The organism is Sphingobium sp. TomTYG74 (assembly GCF_055393875.1).
Genome location: NZ_AP027341.1, coordinates 2,297,816 through 2,318,924 on the forward strand (window position 1 = coordinate 2,297,816; position 21,109 = coordinate 2,318,924).

Annotated in this window: 27 protein-coding genes; 17 read left to right on the plus strand and 10 right to left on the minus strand. The window is 62.5% G+C overall.

All coding sequences use genetic code 11. The annotated features are described in order from the left end of the window. Positions 1 to 87: 87 nt before the first annotated feature. Genes pgmG through ACZ5TB_RS11590 form a run of 3 tightly spaced genes read right to left on the minus strand, consistent with a single transcriptional unit; the run spans position 88 to position 2,729 of the window. On the minus strand, positions 88 to 1,458 hold the full coding sequence (gene pgmG, locus ACZ5TB_RS11580) for a phosphoglucomutase/phosphomannomutase PgmG (RefSeq protein ID WP_464791351.1): 1,371 nt from the start codon (positions 1,456 to 1,458) through the stop codon (positions 88 to 90). 18 nt (positions 1,459 to 1,476) lie between these two features. Next, the gene (locus ACZ5TB_RS11585) at positions 1,477 to 1,920 is read right to left on the minus strand and encodes a J domain-containing protein (RefSeq protein WP_464778508.1); all 444 of its coding nucleotides are present in this window, start codon (positions 1,918 to 1,920) and stop codon (positions 1,477 to 1,479) included. Further along, entirely contained in the window at positions 1,920 to 2,729 is an 810-nt protein-coding gene (locus ACZ5TB_RS11590; RefSeq protein WP_449474542.1) for a division plane positioning ATPase MipZ, read from the minus strand. Before ACZ5TB_RS11590 ends, ACZ5TB_RS11585 begins: the two co-directional genes overlap by 1 nt. 103 nt (positions 2,730 to 2,832) lie before the next feature. On the opposite strand from ACZ5TB_RS11590, the gene panC reads away from it, so the two are divergent. Continuing rightward, the gene (gene panC / locus ACZ5TB_RS11595; protein ID WP_464791352.1) at positions 2,833 to 3,678 is read left to right on the plus strand and encodes a pantoate--beta-alanine ligase; all 846 of its coding nucleotides are present in this window, start codon (positions 2,833 to 2,835) and stop codon (positions 3,676 to 3,678) included. Positions 3,679 to 3,703: 25 nt separating this feature from the next. On the opposite strand, the gene ACZ5TB_RS11600 is transcribed toward panC, so the two are convergent. The 3 genes from ACZ5TB_RS11600 to hemE all read right to left on the minus strand — a co-directional run bounded on the left by ACZ5TB_RS11600 (position 3,704) and on the right by hemE (position 5,538). Further along, positions 3,704 to 3,829 (minus strand): hypothetical protein, encoded by a 126-nt coding sequence (locus tag ACZ5TB_RS11600; RefSeq protein WP_464791353.1) that lies wholly within the window; start codon positions 3,827 to 3,829, stop codon positions 3,704 to 3,706. A gap of 207 nt (positions 3,830 to 4,036) precedes the next feature. Then, positions 4,037 to 4,477: a CopD family protein gene (locus tag ACZ5TB_RS11605; protein WP_464791354.1), complete on the minus strand. Its 441-nt coding sequence runs from the start codon at positions 4,475 to 4,477 to the stop codon at positions 4,037 to 4,039. After that, entirely contained in the window at positions 4,477 to 5,538 is a 1,062-nt protein-coding gene (hemE, locus tag ACZ5TB_RS11610) for a uroporphyrinogen decarboxylase (protein ID WP_464791355.1), read from the minus strand. The genes ACZ5TB_RS11605 and hemE overlap by 1 nt, the downstream gene beginning before the upstream one ends. 288 nt (positions 5,539 to 5,826) lie before the next feature. Between hemE and ACZ5TB_RS11615 the strand changes: the two genes are divergently transcribed. From ACZ5TB_RS11615 to ACZ5TB_RS11665, 11 genes are all read left to right on the plus strand, one after another. After that, the gene (locus ACZ5TB_RS11615) at positions 5,827 to 6,654 is read left to right on the plus strand and encodes a pyruvate, water dikinase regulatory protein (protein WP_196224922.1); all 828 of its coding nucleotides are present in this window, start codon (positions 5,827 to 5,829) and stop codon (positions 6,652 to 6,654) included. Then, positions 6,651 to 7,244, plus strand: coding sequence for a Maf family protein (locus ACZ5TB_RS11620; protein WP_449474537.1), 594 nt, complete (start codon positions 6,651 to 6,653; stop codon positions 7,242 to 7,244). Before ACZ5TB_RS11615 ends, ACZ5TB_RS11620 begins: the two co-directional genes overlap by 4 nt. Then, positions 7,241 to 8,062 (plus strand): shikimate dehydrogenase, encoded by an 822-nt coding sequence (aroE, locus tag ACZ5TB_RS11625; RefSeq protein ID WP_464778502.1) that lies wholly within the window; start codon positions 7,241 to 7,243, stop codon positions 8,060 to 8,062. Before ACZ5TB_RS11620 ends, aroE begins: the two co-directional genes overlap by 4 nt. A 5-nt stretch (positions 8,063 to 8,067) precedes the next feature. Beyond that, positions 8,068 to 8,661 (plus strand): dephospho-CoA kinase, encoded by a 594-nt coding sequence (gene coaE / locus ACZ5TB_RS11630; RefSeq protein WP_464778501.1) that lies wholly within the window; start codon positions 8,068 to 8,070, stop codon positions 8,659 to 8,661. Between the two features lie 34 nt (positions 8,662 to 8,695). Then, entirely contained in the window at positions 8,696 to 9,388 is a 693-nt protein-coding gene (gene dnaQ / locus ACZ5TB_RS11635) for a DNA polymerase III subunit epsilon (protein ID WP_464791356.1), read from the plus strand. Positions 9,389 to 9,468: 80 nt separating this feature from the next. Continuing rightward, on the plus strand, positions 9,469 to 10,074 hold the full coding sequence (gene hpf / locus ACZ5TB_RS11640; protein WP_464778499.1) for a ribosome hibernation-promoting factor, HPF/YfiA family: 606 nt from the start codon (positions 9,469 to 9,471) through the stop codon (positions 10,072 to 10,074). A 137-nt stretch (positions 10,075 to 10,211) separates the two neighbouring features. Continuing rightward, the gene (locus ACZ5TB_RS11645; RefSeq protein WP_464778498.1) at positions 10,212 to 10,679 is read left to right on the plus strand and encodes a PTS sugar transporter subunit IIA; all 468 of its coding nucleotides are present in this window, start codon (positions 10,212 to 10,214) and stop codon (positions 10,677 to 10,679) included. Beyond that, positions 10,654 to 11,136 carry a PaaI family thioesterase gene (locus ACZ5TB_RS11650; RefSeq protein WP_464778497.1) on the plus strand — a complete coding sequence of 161 codons (483 nt, stop codon included), beginning with the start codon at positions 10,654 to 10,656 and terminating at the stop codon, positions 11,134 to 11,136. Before ACZ5TB_RS11645 ends, ACZ5TB_RS11650 begins: the two co-directional genes overlap by 26 nt. Continuing rightward, positions 11,126 to 11,464, plus strand: coding sequence for a DUF1491 family protein (locus ACZ5TB_RS11655; protein WP_464791357.1), 339 nt, complete (start codon positions 11,126 to 11,128; stop codon positions 11,462 to 11,464). The genes ACZ5TB_RS11650 and ACZ5TB_RS11655 overlap by 11 nt, the downstream gene beginning before the upstream one ends. Before the next feature lie 181 nt (positions 11,465 to 11,645). After that, positions 11,646 to 12,293: a cell wall hydrolase gene (locus ACZ5TB_RS11660; RefSeq protein WP_464791358.1), complete on the plus strand. Its 648-nt coding sequence runs from the start codon at positions 11,646 to 11,648 to the stop codon at positions 12,291 to 12,293. A 91-nt stretch (positions 12,294 to 12,384) separates the two neighbouring features. Continuing rightward, a complete protein-coding gene (locus ACZ5TB_RS11665) occupies positions 12,385 to 12,894 on the plus strand; it encodes an MmcB family DNA repair protein (RefSeq protein WP_449474528.1) in 510 nt (169 codons plus the stop codon). Between the two features lie 23 nt (positions 12,895 to 12,917). On the opposite strand, the gene ACZ5TB_RS11670 is transcribed toward ACZ5TB_RS11665, so the two are convergent. Further along, a complete protein-coding gene (locus ACZ5TB_RS11670; protein WP_464778494.1) occupies positions 12,918 to 13,151 on the minus strand; it encodes a hypothetical protein in 234 nt (77 codons plus the stop codon). A gap of 270 nt (positions 13,152 to 13,421) precedes the next feature. Beyond that, the gene (locus tag ACZ5TB_RS11675) at positions 13,422 to 14,045 is read right to left on the minus strand and encodes an ankyrin repeat domain-containing protein (RefSeq protein WP_464792544.1); all 624 of its coding nucleotides are present in this window, start codon (positions 14,043 to 14,045) and stop codon (positions 13,422 to 13,424) included. Positions 14,046 to 14,091: 46 nt separating this feature from the next. Between ACZ5TB_RS11675 and ACZ5TB_RS11680 the strand changes: the two genes are divergently transcribed. Genes ACZ5TB_RS11680 through ACZ5TB_RS11690 form a run of 3 tightly spaced genes read left to right on the plus strand, consistent with a single transcriptional unit; the run spans position 14,092 to position 15,869 of the window. Continuing rightward, on the plus strand, positions 14,092 to 14,748 hold the full coding sequence (locus tag ACZ5TB_RS11680; protein WP_464791359.1) for an SCO family protein: 657 nt from the start codon (positions 14,092 to 14,094) through the stop codon (positions 14,746 to 14,748). Positions 14,749 to 14,752: 4 nt separating this feature from the next. Then, a complete protein-coding gene (locus ACZ5TB_RS11685; RefSeq protein WP_230463201.1) occupies positions 14,753 to 15,178 on the plus strand; it encodes a YcgN family cysteine cluster protein in 426 nt (141 codons plus the stop codon). Then, the gene (locus ACZ5TB_RS11690; protein WP_464791360.1) at positions 15,135 to 15,869 is read left to right on the plus strand and encodes a M48 family metallopeptidase; all 735 of its coding nucleotides are present in this window, start codon (positions 15,135 to 15,137) and stop codon (positions 15,867 to 15,869) included. Before ACZ5TB_RS11685 ends, ACZ5TB_RS11690 begins: the two co-directional genes overlap by 44 nt. Here the strand turns inward: ACZ5TB_RS11690 and trhO are convergent. Next, positions 15,866 to 16,681: an oxygen-dependent tRNA uridine(34) hydroxylase TrhO gene (gene trhO, locus ACZ5TB_RS11695; RefSeq protein ID WP_464791361.1), complete on the minus strand. Its 816-nt coding sequence runs from the start codon at positions 16,679 to 16,681 to the stop codon at positions 15,866 to 15,868. The genes ACZ5TB_RS11690 and trhO overlap by 4 nt on opposite strands. A 65-nt stretch (positions 16,682 to 16,746) precedes the next feature. Between trhO and pdeM the strand changes: the two genes are divergently transcribed. Together pdeM and ACZ5TB_RS11705 are read left to right on the plus strand one after the other, a co-directional pair. Continuing rightward, a complete protein-coding gene (pdeM, locus tag ACZ5TB_RS11700) occupies positions 16,747 to 17,406 on the plus strand; it encodes a ligase-associated DNA damage response endonuclease PdeM (protein ID WP_464791362.1) in 660 nt (219 codons plus the stop codon). Positions 17,407 to 17,592: 186 nt separating this feature from the next. After that, a complete protein-coding gene (locus ACZ5TB_RS11705; RefSeq protein ID WP_464791363.1) occupies positions 17,593 to 20,361 on the plus strand; it encodes a TonB-dependent receptor in 2,769 nt (922 codons plus the stop codon). Here the strand turns inward: ACZ5TB_RS11705 and ACZ5TB_RS11710 are convergent. After that, on the minus strand, positions 20,339 to 21,073 hold the full coding sequence (locus ACZ5TB_RS11710) for a YggS family pyridoxal phosphate-dependent enzyme (RefSeq protein WP_464791364.1): 735 nt from the start codon (positions 21,071 to 21,073) through the stop codon (positions 20,339 to 20,341). The genes ACZ5TB_RS11705 and ACZ5TB_RS11710 overlap by 23 nt on opposite strands. Positions 21,074 to 21,109 lie beyond the last annotated feature (36 nt).

The window sequence follows — 21,109 nt, forward strand, 5'->3', positions numbered from 1 at the left end:
ACTGTTAAAATTTGGGTAGAATCCGTAGCGGAAAGCTGAAAGCCGATTGGGCGGATATTCGGGAATGGTCGCATTTGGCGCCGCGGTTCAACCCGGAAAATCTGGCACTGATTTGGACAAGTGGCTGAAAAGATCGGCTCGCAGACGATCGAGCCCTTGCTGATTCGTCGATTCGATTCTCGCCACCAGTTCCGACTGCGTGTTGGATGCGCGCAGCAGCCACCAGCCATCTTCGGTCGTGACCCGGGCACCATCAATGGCGTTGACGCTCGCACCTTCCGCCCGCAAGTGCGAGACGATCTCTGCGACTATCGCGAATTTTTGGTCTTCATCGACCGGGAACCGCAATTCGGGTGTGTTTACCAGCGGCGGCAGCGCGTCATGAAGAGCGGTCACGCTCTTGCCAAGGCGACTCACCAGCCGGATCAGGCGCACGGCCGCGTAAAGGCCATCGTCGAAGCCATAATAATCGTCGGCGAAGAAGATATGGCCGGTCATCTCGCCACCCAGCGGGCTGCCGATTTCCTTCATCTTCGATTTGATGAGGCTGTGGCCGGTCTTCCACATCAGCGGCGTGCCGCCCAGCGCCGCCACGCGATCGAACAGAGCCTGGCTTGATTTCACATCGGCGACGATGGTGGCGCCGGGCCTGTCCAGCAGCACGGGTTCGGCGAACAAGGAGAGCAGCTGGTCGCCCCAGATTGTGCGCCCCTGCCCATCGACCACGCCGATCCGGTCGCCGTCCCCGTCGAATGCCAGTCCGAAATGGAGGTTGTTGGCAAGGACAAGGGCGCGCAGATCGTCCAGATTCGCCTCGATTGTCGGGTCGGGGTGATGATGGGGAAAATTGCCGTCTATTTCGGTGAAAAGCGTGTGATGCTCACCCGGGAGCAGCTGGACGAGCTTGTCCACGACGGGGCCTGCGGCGCCATTGCCTGCGTCCCAGCCGATGCGGAGCGCGCCGCCGTCGAACCCTTCCATCAGGCGGGCGACATAGCGGTCCATGATGTCGATGGTGGAGCGGCTGCCGCTGCCCTGTTCCCAATCGCCCGCAGCCGCGATGGCGCCAACTTTGGTGATGTCCGCACCAAAAAAGGCTTCATGCGCAAGTACCAGCTTGAAGCCATTGTGATCGGCGGGATTATGGCTGCCGGTTATCTGGATGCCGCCATCAACATCGAGCGTCGCTTCGGCATAATAGAGCATTGGCGTGGGGCCGAGGCCGATACGCAGCGCGTCGATCCCGCTGTCGGTAAGGCCATCGACCACGGCCGATTCCAGCATCGGTGAGCTGAGGCGGCCGTCATAGCCGACCGCGACCGATGATCCCCCTTTGCGCCTGACGATCGTGCCGAAGCTGCGGCCCAGCGCGTAGGCGTCTTCCACTCCCATGGTTTTGCCGACGATGCCGCGCATGTCATATTCGCGCAGCAGCGAGGGATGGAAGCGGTGGGCCATGGGTTCTGTTCTACAGCCTTAGCGGCGGCGGGCGGCTTCTTTTTTCTCGGGCTCGGCGAGTAGCAGGTCGCGGGCTGCGTTGATTTCCGCCGCAAGGGCTTCGGTGCCGCCGCGATCGGGATGGACCGAGGCGATCAGACGCCGGTGGGCTGTACGGATCATGGTCTCATCGGCATCTTCGGGCACGCCGAGCAGGGCGCGCGCTCTTGCTATGCTGGGGGCGTCGGGGGCTGTTTTGGGAGCGGCGGATCGCTTTTTCTTCTGCTGCGACTGGTTCAGGAAGAAAAGCGCCGCGCCGAGGAGCAGGGGCGCTCCGGCGAGCGGCTTGCCTTTGGCCGCCATGACCGCGCCGACGAGCGCGCCGCCCAAAACCATGCCATCCTTCACACTCATGCGCTGCAAACGTCCCGTCCAGATGAGCCAGGCGGCCAGCCCGAGAAGAAGAAAGGCGAAAAGGCCCATCAGGCCGCGCCGAGAAGATCGACCGGCGAATTTTCCTCACGGGCGGGGAGGGCGAGGCCGGACACCATCTCGCGCAATTCCTGGCGGGCGGCGATGTGGCTGACGCCGAGGTCGCCGAGATGGCCCTTGTCGAGCAGGGTAAGGCCGGAGGGGAAGAGTTCGCGGAAGATGACGCGTTCCGACAGGCCGGGGATCACGCGGAATCCGACGCGGCGGGACAGTTCCATGAGGGCGTCGCCCACGCGCTTCTTGTTGCGGGCGTCATGATGCTGGACACGATTGCGCAGCACGACCCAGTCGATCGATACGCCATCCGCCTTCGCGCGGGTCTTGCGCGCTTCGAAGATGAGTTCGGAATAGAAGGACAGGCGGCGGACCTTGAAGGTTTCCGCGTCAACCTGGCCGATCAGGTCGAAATCGACGAAGCTGTCGTTCATCGGCGTCACCAGCGTATTCGCGCGGGCGGCCATGTGGCGGGCGAACAGGTCATCGCGGCCGGGGGTGTCGACGACGAGGAAATCCTTGCCCTCGGCGACGGCGGCGGATTCTTCCTCCAGCGCCTCGACCGTGTCGCCCTTCAACACCGCGAAGTCAGGCGCGGGCAGGTCGATGTTGCGGCGGCGGGCCGTTTCCGCGCGGTTTTCCATGTAGCGCGTGACAGTGCGCTGGCGCGGATCGAGGTCGATCATACCGACCTTGTAGCCGAGCGCGGTCAAGGCGATCGCGGTATGCACGGCGGTGGTCGATTTGCCGGTCCCACCCTTTTCATTGGCGAAGACGATATGATGCGTTTGGGTGTTCGGACCCATTGATAACCCCGTTTATTGCCGCAACGATTCTTGACCCACTTGCCGGGCCGTGCCTTTAGCAGGATAGTCCCCGTACCCCTGCCATATCGGAGCCCCTCGTCCCGTGCAAACCCTGCGTGACCTTCCTTCCCTGCGATCCGCGATTGATGCGATGAAAAGCGATGGGCGGCCTGTTGCTCTGGTGCCGACCATGGGCGCGCTGCATGAAGGCCATATGGCGCTGGTCGAGGAAGCGCGTCGGCATGCGGGGCATGTGGTGGTGTCGATCTTCGTCAACCCGCGGCAGTTCGGGATCAATGAGGATCTGGACGCTTATCCGCGCCGGGAAGCCAAGGATGCGCAGATGTGCCAGGCGGCAGGAGTCGATGCGCTGTGGGCGCCGACGGCCGAGGTCATGTATCCGGCGGGCTATGCGACCAATATTTCTGTCTCGGGTGTCACCGAGGGACTCGATGGCGCGGCTCGGCCGGGGCATTTTGACGGGGTGGCGACGGTGGTCACCAAGCTGTTCAATCAGGTGCAGCCCGATGTCGCGCTGTTCGGCGAGAAGGATTATCAGCAGCTCGCGACGATCCGGCAGATGGTGCGCGACCTTGATATGCGGATCGAGATCATCGGCGTACCGACGCAGCGGGCCGAGGACGGCCTCGCTCTGTCATCGCGCAACGCCTATCTGACCGAGGATGAACGCAAGGACGCGCTCGCCCTGCCCCGCGCGCTGGGTGAAGCGGCGCGGCAGATGGAGAAGGGCGCGAGCGTCGAGGCGGCGATTGCCAAGGCGATCACGATGCTGGCCGCACATGGCTTTGATCCCATTGATTATGTGACGCTGTGCGATGCGGTGACGCTGGAGCCAATGAATGTGCTGGATCGTCCGGCGCGGCTGTTGGGCGCGGCGAAATTGGGGCGGACGCGGCTGATCGACAATATCGCGGTCGATCCGGCCTGAACGGTAGGGACGTCCGTCCCCTTCCCTACATGGTCACGGTGAAGCTGCTGGCGCCTGAGCCTGCATTTTCCCGTCTGATCTCTTCAAGGCGCTGGCGAATATAGCGGCGGCGGCTGAACACGCCAAAAGCCCGCAAAACGAAGCTGGTCACGACCCTCTCTCCTTATTCTTTGGCGAGGGAAATAAGCGGCGGCTTTCGTCAGGACAATATGTCGGTAGACATGCGAAATTAGTTAGATGCGGTGCGCGTTGGGCCTGCTTTCAAGAGAAGAAAAGGGCTTCGACAAGCTCAGCCCGAACGGGCGGGGTGATTGCCCGTGATCAGGGCTGCGCTGGCATGACGGCGTTGGAGTTTGTGTCAGAAGGGTTTGACGATCACCGCGACGACGATCACCGCGGCGGCGATGCCGGGGACTTCGTTGATGAGACGGAGCTTCCCCTCCGGCAAGGGGCGCTCACCCCTGGCGAGCTTCTTCGCATAGCCTGCGATCCAACCATGATAGGCGGAAAGCCCAAGGACGAAGAGCAGTTTCAGGTGGAACCAGCCAAAATGCCAAGCGCCGATTTCGACCATCAGCATGAGGCCGAAGATCCAGACGAGGATCAGCGAGGGGTTGAGGATGATCTTGAGCAGGCGCCGCTCGCGATCGATCCATTTGCGGTCCTCGTCCGATCCCACCGGGCATTGGTGATGGTAGACGAAGAAGCGCGGCATCATGAACAATCCGGCCATCAGGAAGATGACGAAGATGACATGGGCAGCCTTCACCCACAGATAGGCGGCTCCGAGATAGGGCATCAGCTTCTCTTTCCTTGCCGGACATAGGCGATCAACGCTTCGACATGGGCGATGGGCGTGTCGGGAAGAATCCCATGGCCAAGGTTGAGGATATGCGGACGGTCTGCAAAAGCCGCGCGGATATTGTCGATCGATTGTTCGACCGCCCTGCCCCCGGCGATCAGCGCCAGCGGATCGAGATTGCCCTGTACCGGCAAGCCCTGTGGCAGGACGCGATTGGCCCAGTGCGGATCGATGGTTTCATCAACGCCGATCGCATCGACGCCCGTACCCGCCGCATAATCGGCGAGTTTGGCGCCCGCGCCCTTGGGAAAGCCGATGACGGGGATATTGGGATGAAGGCTTTTGAGCTTTTCCACGATCCGCCGGTTGGGTTCGATCACCCAGCGTTCGAACTGGAGCGGCGCGAGGCTGCCTGCCCAGCTGTCGAACAGTTGCACCGCCTCTACCCCTGCCTCGATCTGGCCGGAGAGATAGGTGACGGTAGATTCAATGATCGCGTCGATGATCGCACCGAAGCGTTCAGGGTCCTGATAGGCGAGGCGTCGAGCCGCGCCCTGATCCTTACTGCCCTGCCCGGCGACCATATAGGTCGAGATGGTCCAGGGGCTGCCCGCAAAGCCGAGGAAAGTGACAGACGGGTCCAGCGCCGCCTTTACCTGCCGGACGGTCTCATAGATGGCCTCGTAGCGGTTCAGAGCAGGTTTGAGTGATGGGAGATCGGTTTCGCTGAGGATCGGGGCGAGGCGTGGCCCCTCTCCCGTCTCGAACCAGAGATCCTGGCCCATGGCATAGGGCACGATCAGAATGTCGGAAAAGAGGATCGCGCCGTCGAATCCGAAACGGTGCAGCGGCTGAAGCGTGACTTCGGCGGCGGTGGGGCTGTCATAGACCAGTTCGAGGAATCCACCCTTTTCAGCCCGCAAGGCGCGATATTCGGGCAGGTAGCGGCCCGCCTGGCGCATCAGCCACATGGGCGGTGGGCTAAGGCATTCCCCCTTAAGGACGGAAAGCAGCGGCTTGGAAGGCCCAGCGGAAAGGCCGATATCTGGTCCCGTCATAAACTCTCTTATTTAGATTCTTAAAAGGATGATGGAGATAGTAGGGCAGTTGGTAGCGGGGTTTATGCGCAGCGCCCGGATTTGCCAACAGCTTGACTCTCCAGCGCTAAGGATTCGGGACCGAGTCAGTGTGGGTCATCCACGCTATCCACAGGCTGTGGATGAAAATGAGGGCCTGTTGAGGGCATGTGGATAAGATTCCGGCCAATGGGTACTACCCAAAAGGGGTAGTTTTGCCCGCAACCTATCCCTTGCTTTATCCACAGGCTCCCCACAGAGATATGCGTCATGTCCCGTATCCATCTGCATTTGTTGTCTGACTCCACCGGCGAGACGCTGGAAAATATCGCCAAGGCCGCGATCGGCGCGTTCGAAAATGTGGAAGCGGTGCGCCATTTCTGGCCGATGGTGCGGTCGGATGTCCATCTCGACCGGATCATGGAGGAGATTTCCGCTAATCCGGGGTTGGTGCTTTTCACATTGTCCAATCATCAGCTGCGGCGGCGGCTGGAGACGCGTTGCCGGGCGCTGGGCCTGCCGCATGTTGCGGCGCTGGACAGCGTGACGGACGCGCTTTCCAACATTTTGGGACAGGAAACGCGCAATCGGCCGGGGCGTAAGCATATCCTAGACGAAGCCTATTTCGCGCGGATCGAGGCGATCCAGTTCACCATCGCCCATGACGATGGCGTGGGGCATGAAAATTGGGAGGAGGCCGACATCGTTCTGGCGGGCGTGTCGCGCGCGTCCAAGACGCCGACCTCCATCTATCTGGCCAATCGCGGGTACAAAACGGCCAACATTCCGCTGGTGGTGCAGTCGCCGCCACCGCGTAGCCTTTATGGGTTGAAGCATCCGATGGTTGTGGGGCTGACGGTCAGTCCCGAGCGGTTGGTGCAGATACGCCGTAATCGGCTGCTGTCGCTGAATCAGGCGCCGGAAACCAGCTATGTCGATCTGGATAAGGTGCAGGAGGAATTGGCTTTTGCCCGGCGGATGTTCGCGGACAATGGCTGGCCGGTCATCGACATGACGCGGCGATCGATCGAGGAAGCGGCGGCGGCGATCATCAACCTGTTCAACGACCGCGTATTGGCGGAGGGGAGTGACCTATGATCGTGCTGGCGTCGCAAAGCGCGAGCCGTCGGGCGTTGTTGCAGGCGGCGGGTGTGCCGTTCGAGGCCATGTCGCCCGGTGTCGATGAAGAGGCGGCGAAGGAAGCGCTGCGCGGTGATGGACTGGATGCGCGCGCTCTGGCTGATGCGTTGGCGGAATTGAAGGCGTTGCGGGTGTCGCGCCGGGTGCCGGGCGGGTTGATATTAGGCTGCGACCAGACGTTGAGCCTGGATGATGGCAGCATGATCGACAAGGCGGTGGATCGCGCTGATGCGGAGCAAATCTTGCGGTCCTTGTCGGGGCGGGTGCATCATTTGCATAGCGCGGCGGTGATCGCATTGAATGGCGAACCGATCTGGCGGCACGTCGAGCGGGTGCGGATGACGGTAAGGACGTTGTCAGATAGTTTCATAGCTAAGTATTTAGACGAGGAATGGGAGCATTGCCGCTGGTGTGTCGGCAATTACCGGATCGAAGGGCCTGGCGTCCAACTGTTCAGCAAGGTTGAGGGTAGCCAGTTTGCGATTCAGGGGCTTCCCTTGCTGCCGCTGCTTGACTTTCTGCGTGTGCGGGGCGTTCTGCCAGCATGACCGACAATCTCCCCTATGCAGAAGTGATCGGCGATCCGATCGCGCACAGCAAATCGCCGCTCATCCATAATTTCTGGCTCGATTGCCTGGGGATTGAGGCGGAATATCGCAAGACCCATGTGACGGCGGAGGGGCTGTCCGCTTATTTCCTGGAGCGGCGGGCTGATCCGGACTGGCTGGGGTGCAATGTCACCATCCCGCACAAGATCGCGGTGATGGATTATACCGACGATCCGGGCGGCGTTCGGGAGCGGATCGGGGCGATGAACACGATCGCCAGCGAGACCGGCGGGCCGTTGATCGGCACCAATACTGATGCGGGCGGATTCCTTCAGCCGCTGCTGCGCGACAAGTGGACGGGGACAAGCGCCGTGCTGGTCGGCGCGGGCGGTGCGGCGCGGGCGATCCTGTTTGCGCTGACGAGTCTGGGGGTGGAGGACATCAGCGTCATGGTGCGTGATGCGGCCAAGGGGCAGGCGTTGCTGGACCGGGCGAAGGTCAAGGGACGGGTGATCGGCATGGGCGATCCGCTTCCGGCGGCCGATCTGCTGGTCAACACCAGTTCGCTCGGCATGGTGGGGCAACCGGTGCTTGATCTTGATCTGTCGCCGCTGGCCCGCGATGCGACGGTTTATGACATCGTCTATGCGCCACTGGAGACCGAGCTGCTCAAGGCGGCGCGGGCGCAAGGTTTGAAAGCGTTGGATGGGCTGGAGATGCTGATCGGGCAGGCCGCGCTGGCGTTCGATATTTTCTTCGATGCGCAGGCGCCACGCGACCGGGACGATGAATTGCGCGCGCTGCTGCTGGCAGCCTGAAGGCCATGAAGATCTATGGGCTGACCGGATCGATCGGCATGGGGAAGTCGACCGTCGCCGCCATGCTGCGGCGGGAAGGGGTGCCACTGTTCGATGCGGACGCCGAGGTGCATCGTTTGCAGGGACCTGGCGGAAGGCTGTTGCCCGCCATCGAGGCGCGTTTTCCCGGAACGACGGGGCCGGAGGGTGTGGATCGCGGGAAGCTGGGCGCGGCGGTGTTCGGACATCCGCAAGAATTGAAGGCGTTGGAAGCGATCGTCCATCCGGCGGTCAAGGAAGAGCGGATGGCTTTCCTGCGCCGCCACCGCTCGCGCGCCTTTGTCGTGCTGGATATTCCGCTGCTGTTCGAAAGCCATATGGAGCGGACTTTGGCAGGAGTCATCGTCGTGACGGCGCCTGCCTGGAAGCAGCGCAAGCGTGTGTTGGCGCGCAAGGGCATGACGGTGGCGAAATTTCGCAGAATCCTGCACTTGCAGACTCCCGATGCTGAAAAACGGCGGCGGGCTGACTATATCGTCCATACAGGCACCACATTTGCCGCCACACGGGCACAGGTGAGGCGCTTGGCGGCTTGCCTTGGATCAAAGACAGGCCGATAAGGAAAAACCCGGCAGAGTCGGTGTGAAGAGGTCCATGCGCGAGATTATTTTCGACACCGAAACGACCGGATTTGACCCTGTATCGGGCGACCGGCTCGTGGAAATCGGTTGCATCGAACTCGTGAACCGGGTGCCTTCCGGCCGCACCTTCCATGCTTATTATAATCCCCAGCGGGCGATGCCCGCCGCCGCCGAGGCGATTCATGGGCTGTCGGACATATTCCTGAAGGACAAGCCGCTTTTCGCCCATGGGGTGGAGGAGCTGCTGGATTTTCTGGAGGACAGCCATCTGGTCGCGCACAATGCGCGGTTCGACTTCGGCTTCCTCAACCATGAGCTGAAGCTGTGCGGCCTGCCCGAAGTCGGCATGCACCGGATGATCGATACGGTCGCGATCGCGCGGCAGATGCATCCGGGCGCCAAGCATAGCCTGGACGCGCTGTGCACCCGGTACGGCATCGATCGCAGTCATCGCATAAAGCATGGCGCTTTGCTGGACGCCGAATTGCTGGCGCAGCTGTATATCGAACTGACCGGCGGCCGTCAGATCGGCCTCGGTCTTGCACAAGAGGAGGATAAAGACGCCATTCGGGTGGAACTTGCGAGCGGTATCGCGGTTCGCCCTGTTCGTCCCGCGCGGGTCTTTGCGGCCAGCGCGATGGAGCTGGAGAGGCATGCAGCGTTTGTCGCGACGCTGGAAAAGCCGCTCTGGCTGGAGGAGGCTTGAAGGCTGGCTGACATACTGCCCTTCACGCTTCGCCCACCCGGACTGCCTCCTGCAGCCCGGCAAGAACAAGGAGAAGGCATATGGATATTCGTGTTTCCGGGCATCAGGTCGATACGGGCGACGCTCTTAAGGAGCATGTTGCGACCCGGCTGGAGGCCATGGCCGAGAAATATTTTTCGCGCACGATTTCCGCTCATGTCACGTTCCGGCCCGCGCCGCACGGCGCCTTCCATTGCGATATCGTCTGCCATGTGATGACCGGCCTGATCCTGAAAGGGTCCGGTGAAGCGCAGGAAGCGCATCCGGCGTTCGACCAGGCTGCGGAAAAGATCGAACGGCAGCTGCGGCGGTATATGCGCCGTCTGAAGGACCGTCACCCCCAAGCCGCGGCGGCAGAGGCTCAGCGGGCCAATGGATATGAGCTGAATGGGCTGGACGGCGCGGGCTATACCATCTTTGCTTCGTCGCCGGAGGAGGAGGAACCGGCCGACGCGCCGCTGATCGTGGCGGAAACGCGGGTCGATATTCCTGAAGCCAGCGTATCTGACGCGGTGATGATGCTGGATCTGCGCAATACCAACGCGCTGCTGTTCCTGAATGCCGGAACATCCGCCTATAACATGGTCTATCGCCGTCATGATGGAACGATCGGATGGGTGGAACCGCGGTTGGAAGCGCGCGCCTGACAGGTGCCTGACACAGGGGTCCGGCCCCGGGCTGCCATTGACCCAGAGCGGCAGGCAGCCTATGGGGCCGGGCTTTATATCCCCGGACAAGCGCGGTTTTTAAGGGGCAGCGCGCTTCCGGCTGTTCCAGGTTGGTCATGGTTCATTTCAACGACATCGTCGCGCCGCATGCACTTGCAACGGACGTCTCGACAAACGGCAAGAAGCCGCTGTTCCAGAAAATCGCACAACTGGCGGCGTCCGCCTATGGTCTAGACGCGAACGCCGTATCGGAAGCGCTGTTCGAGCGCGAACGACTGGGATCGACCGGCTTTGGCGGCGGAGTCGCCATCCCGCATGCCAAGATTCCTGGCCTGGACCGGATGAGAGGCGTCGTCGTGCTGCTCGATCCGCCAATTGGCTTTGACGCGGTCGATGAGGCGCCGGTCGACGTCGTTTTCGCCCTGCTTTCACCGGTCGACAGCGGCGCGGAACATCTGAAGACGCTGGCCCGCGTGTCGCGCTACCTGCGCGATGAGGGGCATGTTGCGCGGCTGCGCGGGGCGAAGTCGGCCGAGGCGCTGCACGCGTTGCTAGCCGGTGGCGAAGCGCGTGACGCCGCCTGAGGTGGACGGCGCGCCGAGCGGCGAGGCGGCGCATTTCCGTGCGCTGGAAAATCTCTACCGTTCCGCGCCGATCAACCGGATGTTCCGGTCGGAGCTGACGATTCCCGAGGCGGGCCGGTCGATCATCGAGTTCGATGTCGATGAAGAACAATTCCACGCGGCGGGCGCGGTTCATGGCACCGTCTATTTCAAGATGATGGACGATGCCGCCTTTTATGCGGCGAACAGCCTCGTCAGCGATCGATTCCTGCTGACGACCGCCTTCAACCTGCTGTTCACCCGCCCGATCGGGCCGGGCCGGATCCGTGCCGAAGGGCGGTGGATCAGCGGCAAGCGGCGGGTGTTCGTCGCCGAAGCGAGCCTGATCGATATGGACGGCGAAGAGGTGGGCCGGGGAACGGGCACCTTCATGCGGTCGCAATTTCCACTGTCTTCGCTGCCGGGCTATGCAGGCTGACCGGCTGACCAGCGCGATGCTGGTCGGCGTGCTGGTAAGGCGCGCGGCCGGGTTGGGGGGCTTTGCCACGGTGCTGGTCAAGGGCGATGAGATTAGCGGCGCAATCCTTATCGAAACCGCTGAAAGAGGGCAGGCTATGGGCCTGTTCGAACGGGTTTCCGACTTTGCCGGTGGATATAGGCTGGAGCGTTGCGGACCCGCGCCGGAGGAGGGAAGTGATTCCCTCAATCAATATATAGCGAGACGTCGGAGATCAGACCCCGATCTGTGGGTCGTGGAACTCGATATCGCGGATGCGGAACGGTTCGCCGCTGAAACGATCTGTTAATCATTGACTCTGAACGGGTGCAAAGGCACTGGCCCCACCCAACGCTTAACGCGCAGGTTGCCAAATTCGCCCGTGGGGGGCGGGGGAGGTAAACACGCAGACGGGGGGCGGCCTGACGTCGATTATGTGATGGGGTTTTTCCCGACGTCCCTGGCCAAGAACCGCATGTTTCTGAGTTGTAATGAGTTTTCGTTTGAAGGCCGCGACTGCCGCGGCATTTGCCCTGACCGCCACCGTCGCGGTTACAGCGGCCGATATGTCGAGCGCTAGTGAAGTCGCTCCGTCGGTCGTATCCCTTCCGGGGAATGAAGAGCTGAATACAGCTCCGGCGGCTTCCAAGCCCGCTGTTATTTTCGCCGCGCCGCGCGAAGTCGCCCAGCCGCTGGCCAATCTTTCCGATAGCGCCGATGTGCGCGCCGACAATTTGGCCGCATTGGTCGATGCGCATGGCGAAGCCGAGGAGCTGGATAGCGACATGAAGTGCCTCGCCGGCGCTGTCTATTTCGAAGCGAAGGGCGAGAGCCTGGAAGGCCAGTTGGCCGTTGCCCGTGTCATCATCAACCGCGTGAAGTCGGGGCGTTTCGCCAACAGCATGTGTGGCGTCGTCTATCAGCCAGGCCAGTTCAGCTTCGTCCGTGGCCGTGGCATGCCGACCATCCCGATGGCCAGCGAAAGCTGGCGTGCTGCTGTCGCGATCGCGCAGATCGCGATGCAGGACAGCTGGAACAGCAAGGCCGAAGGCGCCCTGTTTTTCCATGCCCGCCGTGTTTCCCCAGGCTGGGGCAAGCGCCAGCTGGCCTCGATCGACAATCATATTTTTTATCGCTGATCCTCGGGTCGCACATCACAAGGACAGCGGGCCGGTTCAGGAAACTGAATCGGCCTTTTCTTTTGTTCCCTTCTTGTTCTAAGATATGGACATGAGTCCGGTTTCTTCCATGCCCGCCCCTGATCGGGACTGCTCTCCCCTGACCGATGGCACGGCGCTGGCCGTGGCGCGTGGCACGTTGCGGCTGTTCTTCCGCCACGACATGAGCGGGATATTGGAAGTGCCGTTGCCCAATGGCCGCCGCGCCGACATCATGGCGCTGGACAGCGCGGGGCGGATCAGCATCGTCGAGATCAAGTGCAGCCGTGCCGACCTGCTGGGTGACATGAAATGGCCGGATTATCTCGACTATTGCGATCGCTTTTTCTGGGCGGTGCCTTCCGGCTTTGACCTGTCGCTGTTTGATAGCGAGGCTTTATGGCCAGCGCGCACGGGCCTGATCGTCGCGGATCAATATGATGCCGAACTGCTGCGGCCTGCGCCGGTGGAACCGCTGGCGGCGGCGCGGCGGAAAGCGGAGACTCTGCGTTTTGCAAGGCGGGCGGCGCGGCGGCTGACCGCACTGGCTGATCCCGATCATGCCGCCGAACTGGGATGGTGACGTAAGGTCGTCCATCATAGGCGTCAGCGTGGGTGCGTGCCCCAATATTCATCGGCCAGGAAGCGGTGGAGCGCCGTCGATCCCTGCCGCGCTGCTGTCCGCGCCATGTGGCGGCGTATGTCATAGCTGCTGTTGGTGAGGCCGCTATGGAATGACTCCAGCGCCTTCTTCGTTTCATGCGGCGCATGCGTATAGGGCTGGAAGATATTGCCGAGGGCCTGTTCCCAGGCTTTCTCGATGTCGTTCTTGCGCTCCATGGTCGCCTCTCCGGGCTCAGGATGATGGAGAGGAGATGGGAAGGTGGAGGGCGTGAGACAAGGTGTGTCGGGCGAGGGGGGTGGAGCATCGTGCCTTTATCTGAAGCACCCCACCCCGTTCGGGCTGACTCTTCCTAAAAAGAAGTAGAGCCGTTGGCTTCGCCGGCCTTCGGCTCGACAGGCTCAGGGCGAACGGGGTTAGGTAAGCCTGTTACAGGGCACGATTCTCTAAAACCGGCTCAATTGAATGGGGCTGGGAGAGATATGCTCTTAAAAAGTCGGACCCTGCACCGGCCCCGAAGGCGCGGCCTTTGGCTTTGATGCCGCCAACACTTCGACAATCCCGGAGGTGCGCGCGTCCCGTTCCGCATAGTCGCGCGCGGACATGCCTGCGATCGTGTCACGCTTGTCCGCATTCGCTCCCTGCGCGACGAGCAGGCGGACGAGCCCTACGTCACGCAGCTGGACGGCGCGGATCAGTGGGGTTTCGCCGCTGCCATTCGTCTTGTCGATTTGCGCACCGCCCGCGAGCAGGGTGCGGACCCCATCCTCGAACCGCGCCTGCACCGCGTTCATGAGCGGGGTATTGCCACGATTGTCGGCAAGGTTGGGATTGGCACCCTTGGCGAGCAGGAAGGACAGCCAGGTATTGTCGCGACGGGCGATGACGAGGTGCAGCGCGGTTTCGCCGCTGGTCACATCGCGGCTGTTGATGACGGTCGATCCCGGCTTCTGGATAAGGTCGGTGACCTTTTGCCCGTCGGCGTCCTTGACTGCCTTCAGGAAATTATAGCTGTCCGAAAATTGCGCCTGGGCCGCGACTGGCGAGAGCAATGTCAGCGCCAGAGCTGCTGCGCGCGCCGCGCCGATCCAAGCCGGAAAAGCCTTCATCATCGTCATTAAGCCCCGTTGGCATTTGCAATAGCGCCCATAGCAGGGCATGGCTGGCGGCGCCATGAACAAAGCGATCCGATCCTTCATCCTGCCGCTCACCGCCCTGCTGGCCGCCTGTAATATGGGTGCGGGCGGCAATGCATCAAGCGAGGCCGAGAGCACGCGCGGCGATCTGGCCGGGGCACGTATCGGCGCGCCTTTTACCCTGACCGACCAGGACGGGAAGAAGGTGCGCTGGGACGATTTCAAGGGCAAGTACCGGCTGGTCTATTTCGGCTACAGCTATTGCCCCGACGTCTGCCCGCTGGACCTGCAGCATATCACGCAGGGCTTTTCGCAGTTCGAGAAGGCGGATGCAGAGCGGGCGGCGAAAGTGCAGCCGATCTTCATCAGCGTCGATCCGGAGCGTGACACGCCCGCCGTTCTGAAGACCTATGTCGCGGCCTTTCCCCCCAAGCTGATCGGCCTCACCGGGACGCCGGAGGAGATCGCGAAGGTGGCGAAGGATTTCGTCGTCATCGCTAATAAGGAACAAGTGAAGGGCGACAGCGAGTATCTGGTCAGTCACACTCGCACGCCCTATTTGTTTGGGCCGGACGGCCAGCCGGTGGCGCTGGTTCCGGTGGACGATCCGGGGACCCCGGACCAAGATGAGGGAGGGCGAGACAATGTGCGCGCCTTCCTGGAAAAATGGGTCAAGTGACGGTTTGAACTTCTGGGAAAAGCCCCTCGACAAGCTGGACCGCGCGGAGTGGGAAGCGCTGTGCGATGGCTGCGGCAAATGCTGCCTGCACAAGGCGGAGGATGAGGATACCGGGCGCGTCTATCCGACCAACGTCGCCTGTCGCCTGCTCGACCGGCATAGCGGACAGTGCAGCAATTATAGCGAACGGCGGCGCTTCGTGCCTGATTGCGTTCGGCTGACCCCGCAAAAGGTGAAGACGATCAGCTGGCTTCCGCGCACTTGTGCCTATCGGCTGCGGGGTGAGGGCAAGCCGTTGCCGTCCTGGCACTATCTGATCAGCGGCGACCGGGAGGCGGTGCACCGCGCCAAGGAGTCCGTGCGCGGCTGGACGATCGCTGAGGCGGATGCGGGCGACTGGGAAAATCATCTTGTCGACCGGGAACTCTGACAGCAGCATCACTGTCGATGGCATTGCCGTTCCGGTTAGAATCCGCCGTTCAGCGCGGGCGAAGGCCTACCGCCTGTCGCTGGATCATGCGCGCGGGGAATTGCGGCTGTCACTGCCGATGCGGGCCAATCTCAACCGGGCGCTGGGATGGGCGCAGGGGCATGAGGGCTGGGTCCGGTCGCAGATGGCGGCGCTGCCTGCAACGGTGCGGTTGGAGGATGGGACATGCTTTCCGCTGGAAGGGCGGGAGGTGCGGATCTGCTGGATGGCGGAGGCTTCGCGTACCGTGCGCATTGAGGGTGATCGGCTGATGCTGGGGGGCGTGCGCGAGTCGGTCGGGCCGCGTGTGCTCCGCTGGCTGAAGGCGCGGGCGAAGGCGGTGCTGGAAGAGGAGAGCCATGCGATGGCGGGCGATCACGGGTTGATCGTGGCTTCGGTCGGCATTGGCGATCCGCGCAGCCGCTGGGCGAGTTGCGCGTCGAGCGGGGCGATCCGCTATAGCTGGCGGCTGATCCTGTGTCCGCCGCATGTTCGGCGCGCGACGGTGGCGCATGAACTCGCGCATCTGCTGCACATGAATCACAGCCCGGCGTTCCATGCCGCCCATGCGCGGATATTGGGGGAGGACCCCAAGCCTGCCCGTGCGTGGTTACGGGAGCATGGGGCGGGGCTGCACCGCTATACGGTTTAGGGTGCGGCGTCACCCGCCGGGCATATATGCGCGGCATCAGGTTGATGGGCGAGGCCGCAGTCGCGGCAGATGATATGATTGCCGGGGGTGAGGCCGTGGCCGACCGACACTCGCTCGTCAAAGACGTAGCAGTCGCCCTGCCAGCGGCTTTGTTCTTCCGGCATTTCTTCCAGATAACGCAGGATGCCGCCGCGCAGATGATAGACATCCTCAAAGCCGCGTGAGCGGACAAGCGCCGTGGACTTTTCGCAGCGGATGCCGCCGGTGCAGAACATGGCGATGCGGGGTTCGCGACCTTCTTCCCGGAGCTGCTCTGCGAAGCGGTCGAACCAGGCGGGGAATTCGCGGAAGGATCGCGTGCCGGGATCGATCGCGCTCTCGAAGCTGCCGACCGCCACCTCATAGGCGTTGCGGGTGTCGATGACGATCGTGTCGGGGTCAGCGATCAAAGCGTTCCATTCGGCGGGGTCAAGATAGCGCCCGGCTTGTGAGGCGGGGTCGAGATCGCCTGCGCCCAGAGTCACGATCTCCGCCTTCACTTTCACCTTCATGCGGGCGAAGGGCGGTTCGTCCGCCGTCGCGAATTTGACGTCCAGATCGGCGCAGCCCGGAAGGGTGCGGATATGGGAGAGGAGGGCATCGATTGCCTGCTCGCTGCCCGCGACGGTGCCGTTGATACCTTCGCGGGCGAGGATCAGCGTGCCGCATGTGCCAAGCTGCGCGCAGAGGTCGCGCAGCTGTGCCCCCAGTGCTTGCGGATCGGCGAAGCTGGCGAAGCGGTAGAGCGCGGCGATGGTGAAGGGCGGAGCCATGGCGGGCGCCATAGCCACTTCGCGGCCCTCTTGAAAGGGCGGGCGCGAGCGCGCATAGGCGGGCGATGGTTCCCTTTTCGTTCGCGGGTCACGAGTTTCTGGCTTTGCCTGAAGCGGCGCTGTTCTGGCCCGCGCGATCGGCGTTGCTGGTCGCGGACCTGCATTTTGAGAAAGCGAGCTGGTTCAGCCGGTTCGGCCAGTTCCTGCCGCCGCATGATAGTCAGGCGACGCTGGACGTGATCGAGGCGCTGGTGGCGCGGACGGGGGCAAAGGCCATCTGGTCGCTGGGTGACAGCTTTCACGATGCCGATGGGGCGACGCGGCTGCCGTCCAGGGCGCGTGAGCGGCTGGAGGCGCTGACGGCGCGGCTCGACTGGTTGTGGATCACCGGGAATCACGATGCGGGCATGGATGCGACGCCGGGCGGGCGGCGCCTGGTGGAGGCCGAGGTCGATGGCATCTGGCTTCGGCATGAGGCTGATCCGGTTGATCCGCGACCTGAGATTTCAGGGCATTTCCACCCCAAATTGCGGCTGTCGGTGCGCGGCCGAAGGGTATCGCGGCGCTGCTTCGTGGGATCATCGTCAAAGTTGATCCTGCCAGCGCTGGGTGCGCTGACCGGGGGACTGGATGCGAGCCATGGTGAAATCCGCCGCGCGGTGGGTCCGGGCGCCATGGCGATGGTGCCGGTCGCGGACAGAATGCTGCGCTTTCCGCTTGGCTAGTCACGCTACGGAAACGCGGTGTTAAGCTGTTGCTGCTAAACCACAGTGGCCTGTAATAAGGTCAAACGCCGGGCGCAAAAGGTTGGAAAGGCTGGCTTGCCTTGCCTTCGGCCTGCTGTGTCCGCATAATCGCACTCCTGAAGTCGACATGGGAAAATCATGCGCCGCAGGAGAGGAAAGGGTCTCATGAACAAGAAGAATCTCTGGCTGTTGTCCGCTGGCATGATCGCGCTGGCCGGATCGATGTCTCATGCGCAGGCGCAGGATGCTCCTCCACAGGGCACTGCGGTAGAGGATGAAGGCATCATCATCGTCACCGCGACGCGCCGCCCCAGCCCCTTGTCCGACGTGCCCATCGCGGTATCTGCCGTATCAGCGCAGGCGATGCAGAATAGCGGCGCGAGCGACATCCGCGCGCTCAACCAACTTGCGCCATCGCTGCTGGTGTCATCGACGGGGTCGGAAGCCAATGCGTCCGCCCGTATTCGCGGCATCGGTACGGTCGGTGACAATCCGGGCCTTGAAAGCTCGGTCGCGCTGTTCATCGATGGCGTCTACCGTTCCCGCACGGGTGCGGGGCTTAACGAGCTTGGCGAGATCGAGCGGGTTGAAGTGCTGCGCGGGCCGCAGGGTACGCTGTTCGGGCGCAACGCTTCGGCGGGTATGATCAATGTCATCAGCAAGTCGCCCGAATTCAAACTGGGTGGCAAGGCCGAGGTCACATACGGCAATTATGATTATTGGCGGCTTGCTGGGCGCATCACCGGGCCGGTCAGCGACAAGCTGGCGCTAAGCCTGGATGGCGTGTGGTCGAAGCGCGATGGCTTTTATGACCTTGTGGATGCAAGCGGCGACAAGGTCGGCGATACGAACGATCGCGATCGCTATTTTCTGCGCGGACAGGCGCTGTTCGAGCCCAATGACGCGCTGTCGATCCGCTTGATCGGCGATTATACCAACCGCGACGAGAGCTGCTGCGGCGCGGCCTATATCGAAACGCGTGAGCGGCAGCCGGTCGCGGGGGGCGGATACAGCACCGCGCCGTTCAACCGCATCGCGGCGATCCTGGCGGGGCAGGGCAGCGTGTTCGCGGCCGATCCCTATGACCGCGAACTGACGATCACGCCCGGGCGCGACTATGTCAGCAAGGTCAAGGATTGGGGGCTGTCGGGTGAGGTCAATTATGATCTGGGCGGCACGAAGCTGACCAGCATCACCGCCTATCGCAATTATAAGAGCCAGGATTATGGCGATTATGATTATAGCGGGGCGGACCTGCTGTACCGCGATCCCAATACCTATCGTCAGTTCCGCACCTTCACGCAGGAATTGCGGGCGCAGGGTTCTTCCTTTGGCGAGGTGCTCGACTGGCTGGTTGGCGGCTATTATGCGCATGAGAAGCTGACGCTGGAGGACAATATTGTCTTCGGCGCGGACTATGGCCGCTTTGCCGCGTGCCGCCTGATGGCGGGGGCGGGGGTCAACAGCAACCTGACGGCGCAGCAATTGGCGGCGTGCGGCAGTGGCCTTGCGACGCAGGCGCTGATCACCGGTACGCAGGCGCAGCTGAATGCGGCGCTGACACCAGCGGTCGGAGCAGGGCAGGCCGGGGCGATTTCCACCGGGTTGGGCAATGGGCTACGCGCGCTCGCGGCCATTCCGGCAGGGACCGGCGATGTTGCTTCGGTCTACCGTCAGAAGAGCGAGAATTGGGCGCTCTTCACGCATAATATCATCCACATCACCAAGCAGATCGATCTGACGCTGGGCCTGCGTTACACGCATGAAAGCAAGCGTTTTTCGGCCGATTTCGACAATAACAACGCAATTTGCGCGGCATTGCAGGGGACGAGCCTGCCCACGCTGGCGACCACACCAGCCCTTGGCCAGGCAGCGGCGCTGGCAGGCGGCATCCTGACGCTGGGTTGCCTTGGCAACGGTTCGACCGGGCTCAACGCGCTGAACCTGAATGATCGGATCAGCGATGGTGAATTTTCCGGGACGGCGGTGCTGTCGTGGAAGCCGGTAGACGAGATGCTGGTCTATGGCAGCTATTCGAAGGGCTATAAGGCCGGGGGCTACAACCTTGATCGGTTCCAGTTGGGATCGACCGGGCTCAACCCGGTTCCCGCCGTCTTCTCACCGCGCAGCAATGCCGATGTGACGAGCCTTCGCTTTGCCGCGGAGAAGGTCGACGCGTTCGAAGTGGGCCTGAAATATACCCAGCCCAAGTGGAGCGTGAACATCGCGGCGTTCCGGCAGGAGTTCAAGAATTTCCAGCTGAACACCTTCAACGGCACCAGCTTTGTGGTCCAGACTATCAATGGCTGCGACGGTTCGCTGTCAGCGGGCGCCTGCGACAGCGGCGATGTGGGGCCGGGGTTGATCAGCCAGGGCGTCGAGCTGGAACTGGCGGCATCGCCGGTGCGCAATGTGCGTCTGGCGGGTGGGTTGACCTATGCGCGGGCGAAGTTTGCGAACCGGCTGGTCGGCAGCGGCGATGGATCAGTGCCGCTTGATCCGGCGCTGTTCCTGTTGCCCGGATCGATCAACAGTCAGGCGCCCGAAATAGTGACGACCGTCAGCGCGTCCTGGACGCCGGAGATCGGCTCTACGGGTCTGTCGGCGCTATTCTACGTCGATGGGCGCATGACGAGCGACTTCAACACAGGGTCGGACCTGTTTCCGGAAAAGCGGCAGGATGGCTATGCGGTGTTCAACGCGCGTGTTGGTATCCGTGGGCCGCAGCAGCGCTGGGCGGTGGAATTCTGGGGCCAGAATATCTTCAACCAGGACTATACCCAAGTGGCGTTCAGCAGCCCGCTGCAATCGAGCAGCCCGGCGACTTCAACGACTGGGCAGTTCGCCCTTGGCGCGCCGATGGCGAACCAGCTGATCTCGGCCTATCTGGCTGAACCCCGCACCTACGGCATCACGCTTCGCGGGAGTTTCTGATCATGCCTCTCCCGCTCGCCGGAACAGGGCGGGCGGGGGAGGGCCTTTCGCCGAACAAGGCGGTGCCCACGCGGATGTGGGTCGCGCCCAGCATGATCGCCGTTTCGAAATCGCCTGACATGCCCATGGACAGCTGATCGATACCTTCATCGCGGGCGATCTTTGCGAGGAGTGCGAAATAGGGGGCGGGCTCCACATCGGCGGGGGGCACGCACATCAGGCCTGCGACCGGAACATCGGCATCGCGCGCGGCGCGGATCAGGGACGGAGTTTCCGGGATCGGGCAGCCGCCCTTCTGCTCTTCCGCGCCTATATTGACCTGAATGAAACAGGGGACTTGCTTGCCCGCTGCGTCCATCGCCTTGGCGAGCGCGGTTAGCAGGGAAGGGCGGTCCAGCGAATGGATGGCATCGAACAGGGCGACGGCGTCGGCGGCCTTGTTGGATTGAAGCTGGCCGACGAGGTGCAGGGCGATGTCCGGCGTTTCCGCACGGAGGGCAGGCCATTTGGTTTGCGCTTCCTGAACTCGGTTCTCGCCAAAGACGCGTTGCCCGGCAGCGATCAGCGGCTGAATGGCGGCAGCATCCTGTGTCTTGGAAACAGCGATGAGGGTGATGTCATCGGCGGTGCGGCCAGTGAGGCGAGCGGCGCGGCCCATGGTTTCACGCACGGCGTTCAGGCGGTTCGCGGCTTCGATGCTGTCGGTCGTCATGGGCGCTGCTATAGGCGAGGGCGATGAGAGCCCGCT

Coding starts and splice junctions, on each gene's coding strand:
- pgmG (WP_464791351.1), bottom strand. CDS start 1,458: ATGGCCCACCGCTTCCATCCCTCGCTGCTGCGCGAATATGACATGCGC.
- ACZ5TB_RS11585 (WP_464778508.1), bottom strand. CDS start 1,920: ATGGGCCTTTTCGCCTTTCTTCTTCTCGGGCTGGCCGCCTGGCTCATC.
- ACZ5TB_RS11590 (WP_449474542.1), bottom strand. CDS start 2,729: ATGGGTCCGAACACCCAAACGCATCATATCGTCTTCGCCAATGAAAAG.
- ACZ5TB_RS11605 (WP_464791354.1), bottom strand. CDS start 4,477: ATGCCCTATCTCGGAGCCGCCTATCTGTGGGTGAAGGCTGCCCATGTC.
- hemE (WP_464791355.1), bottom strand. CDS start 5,538: ATGACGGGACCAGATATCGGCCTTTCCGCTGGGCCTTCCAAGCCGCTG.
- ACZ5TB_RS11615 (WP_196224922.1), top strand. CDS start 5,827: ATGTCCCGTATCCATCTGCATTTGTTGTCTGACTCCACCGGCGAGACG.
- ACZ5TB_RS11620 (WP_449474537.1), top strand. CDS start 6,651: ATGATCGTGCTGGCGTCGCAAAGCGCGAGCCGTCGGGCGTTGTTGCAG.
- aroE (WP_464778502.1), top strand. CDS start 7,241: ATGACCGACAATCTCCCCTATGCAGAAGTGATCGGCGATCCGATCGCG.
- coaE (WP_464778501.1), top strand. CDS start 8,068: ATGAAGATCTATGGGCTGACCGGATCGATCGGCATGGGGAAGTCGACC.
- dnaQ (WP_464791356.1), top strand. CDS start 8,696: ATGCGCGAGATTATTTTCGACACCGAAACGACCGGATTTGACCCTGTA.
- hpf (WP_464778499.1), top strand. CDS start 9,469: ATGGATATTCGTGTTTCCGGGCATCAGGTCGATACGGGCGACGCTCTT.
- ACZ5TB_RS11645 (WP_464778498.1), top strand. CDS start 10,212: ATGGTTCATTTCAACGACATCGTCGCGCCGCATGCACTTGCAACGGAC.
- ACZ5TB_RS11655 (WP_464791357.1), top strand. CDS start 11,126: ATGCAGGCTGACCGGCTGACCAGCGCGATGCTGGTCGGCGTGCTGGTA.
- ACZ5TB_RS11660 (WP_464791358.1), top strand. CDS start 11,646: ATGAGTTTTCGTTTGAAGGCCGCGACTGCCGCGGCATTTGCCCTGACC.
- ACZ5TB_RS11665 (WP_449474528.1), top strand. CDS start 12,385: ATGAGTCCGGTTTCTTCCATGCCCGCCCCTGATCGGGACTGCTCTCCC.
- ACZ5TB_RS11670 (WP_464778494.1), bottom strand. CDS start 13,151: ATGGAGCGCAAGAACGACATCGAGAAAGCCTGGGAACAGGCCCTCGGC.
- ACZ5TB_RS11675 (WP_464792544.1), bottom strand. CDS start 14,045: ATGATGAAGGCTTTTCCGGCTTGGATCGGCGCGGCGCGCGCAGCAGCT.
- ACZ5TB_RS11680 (WP_464791359.1), top strand. CDS start 14,092: ATGGCTGGCGGCGCCATGAACAAAGCGATCCGATCCTTCATCCTGCCG.
- ACZ5TB_RS11690 (WP_464791360.1), top strand. CDS start 15,135: ATGCGGGCGACTGGGAAAATCATCTTGTCGACCGGGAACTCTGACAGC.
- trhO (WP_464791361.1), bottom strand. CDS start 16,681: ATGGCTCCGCCCTTCACCATCGCCGCGCTCTACCGCTTCGCCAGCTTC.
- pdeM (WP_464791362.1), top strand. CDS start 16,747: ATGGTTCCCTTTTCGTTCGCGGGTCACGAGTTTCTGGCTTTGCCTGAA.
- ACZ5TB_RS11705 (WP_464791363.1), top strand. CDS start 17,593: ATGAACAAGAAGAATCTCTGGCTGTTGTCCGCTGGCATGATCGCGCTG.
- ACZ5TB_RS11710 (WP_464791364.1), bottom strand. CDS start 21,073: ATGACGACCGACAGCATCGAAGCCGCGAACCGCCTGAACGCCGTGCGT.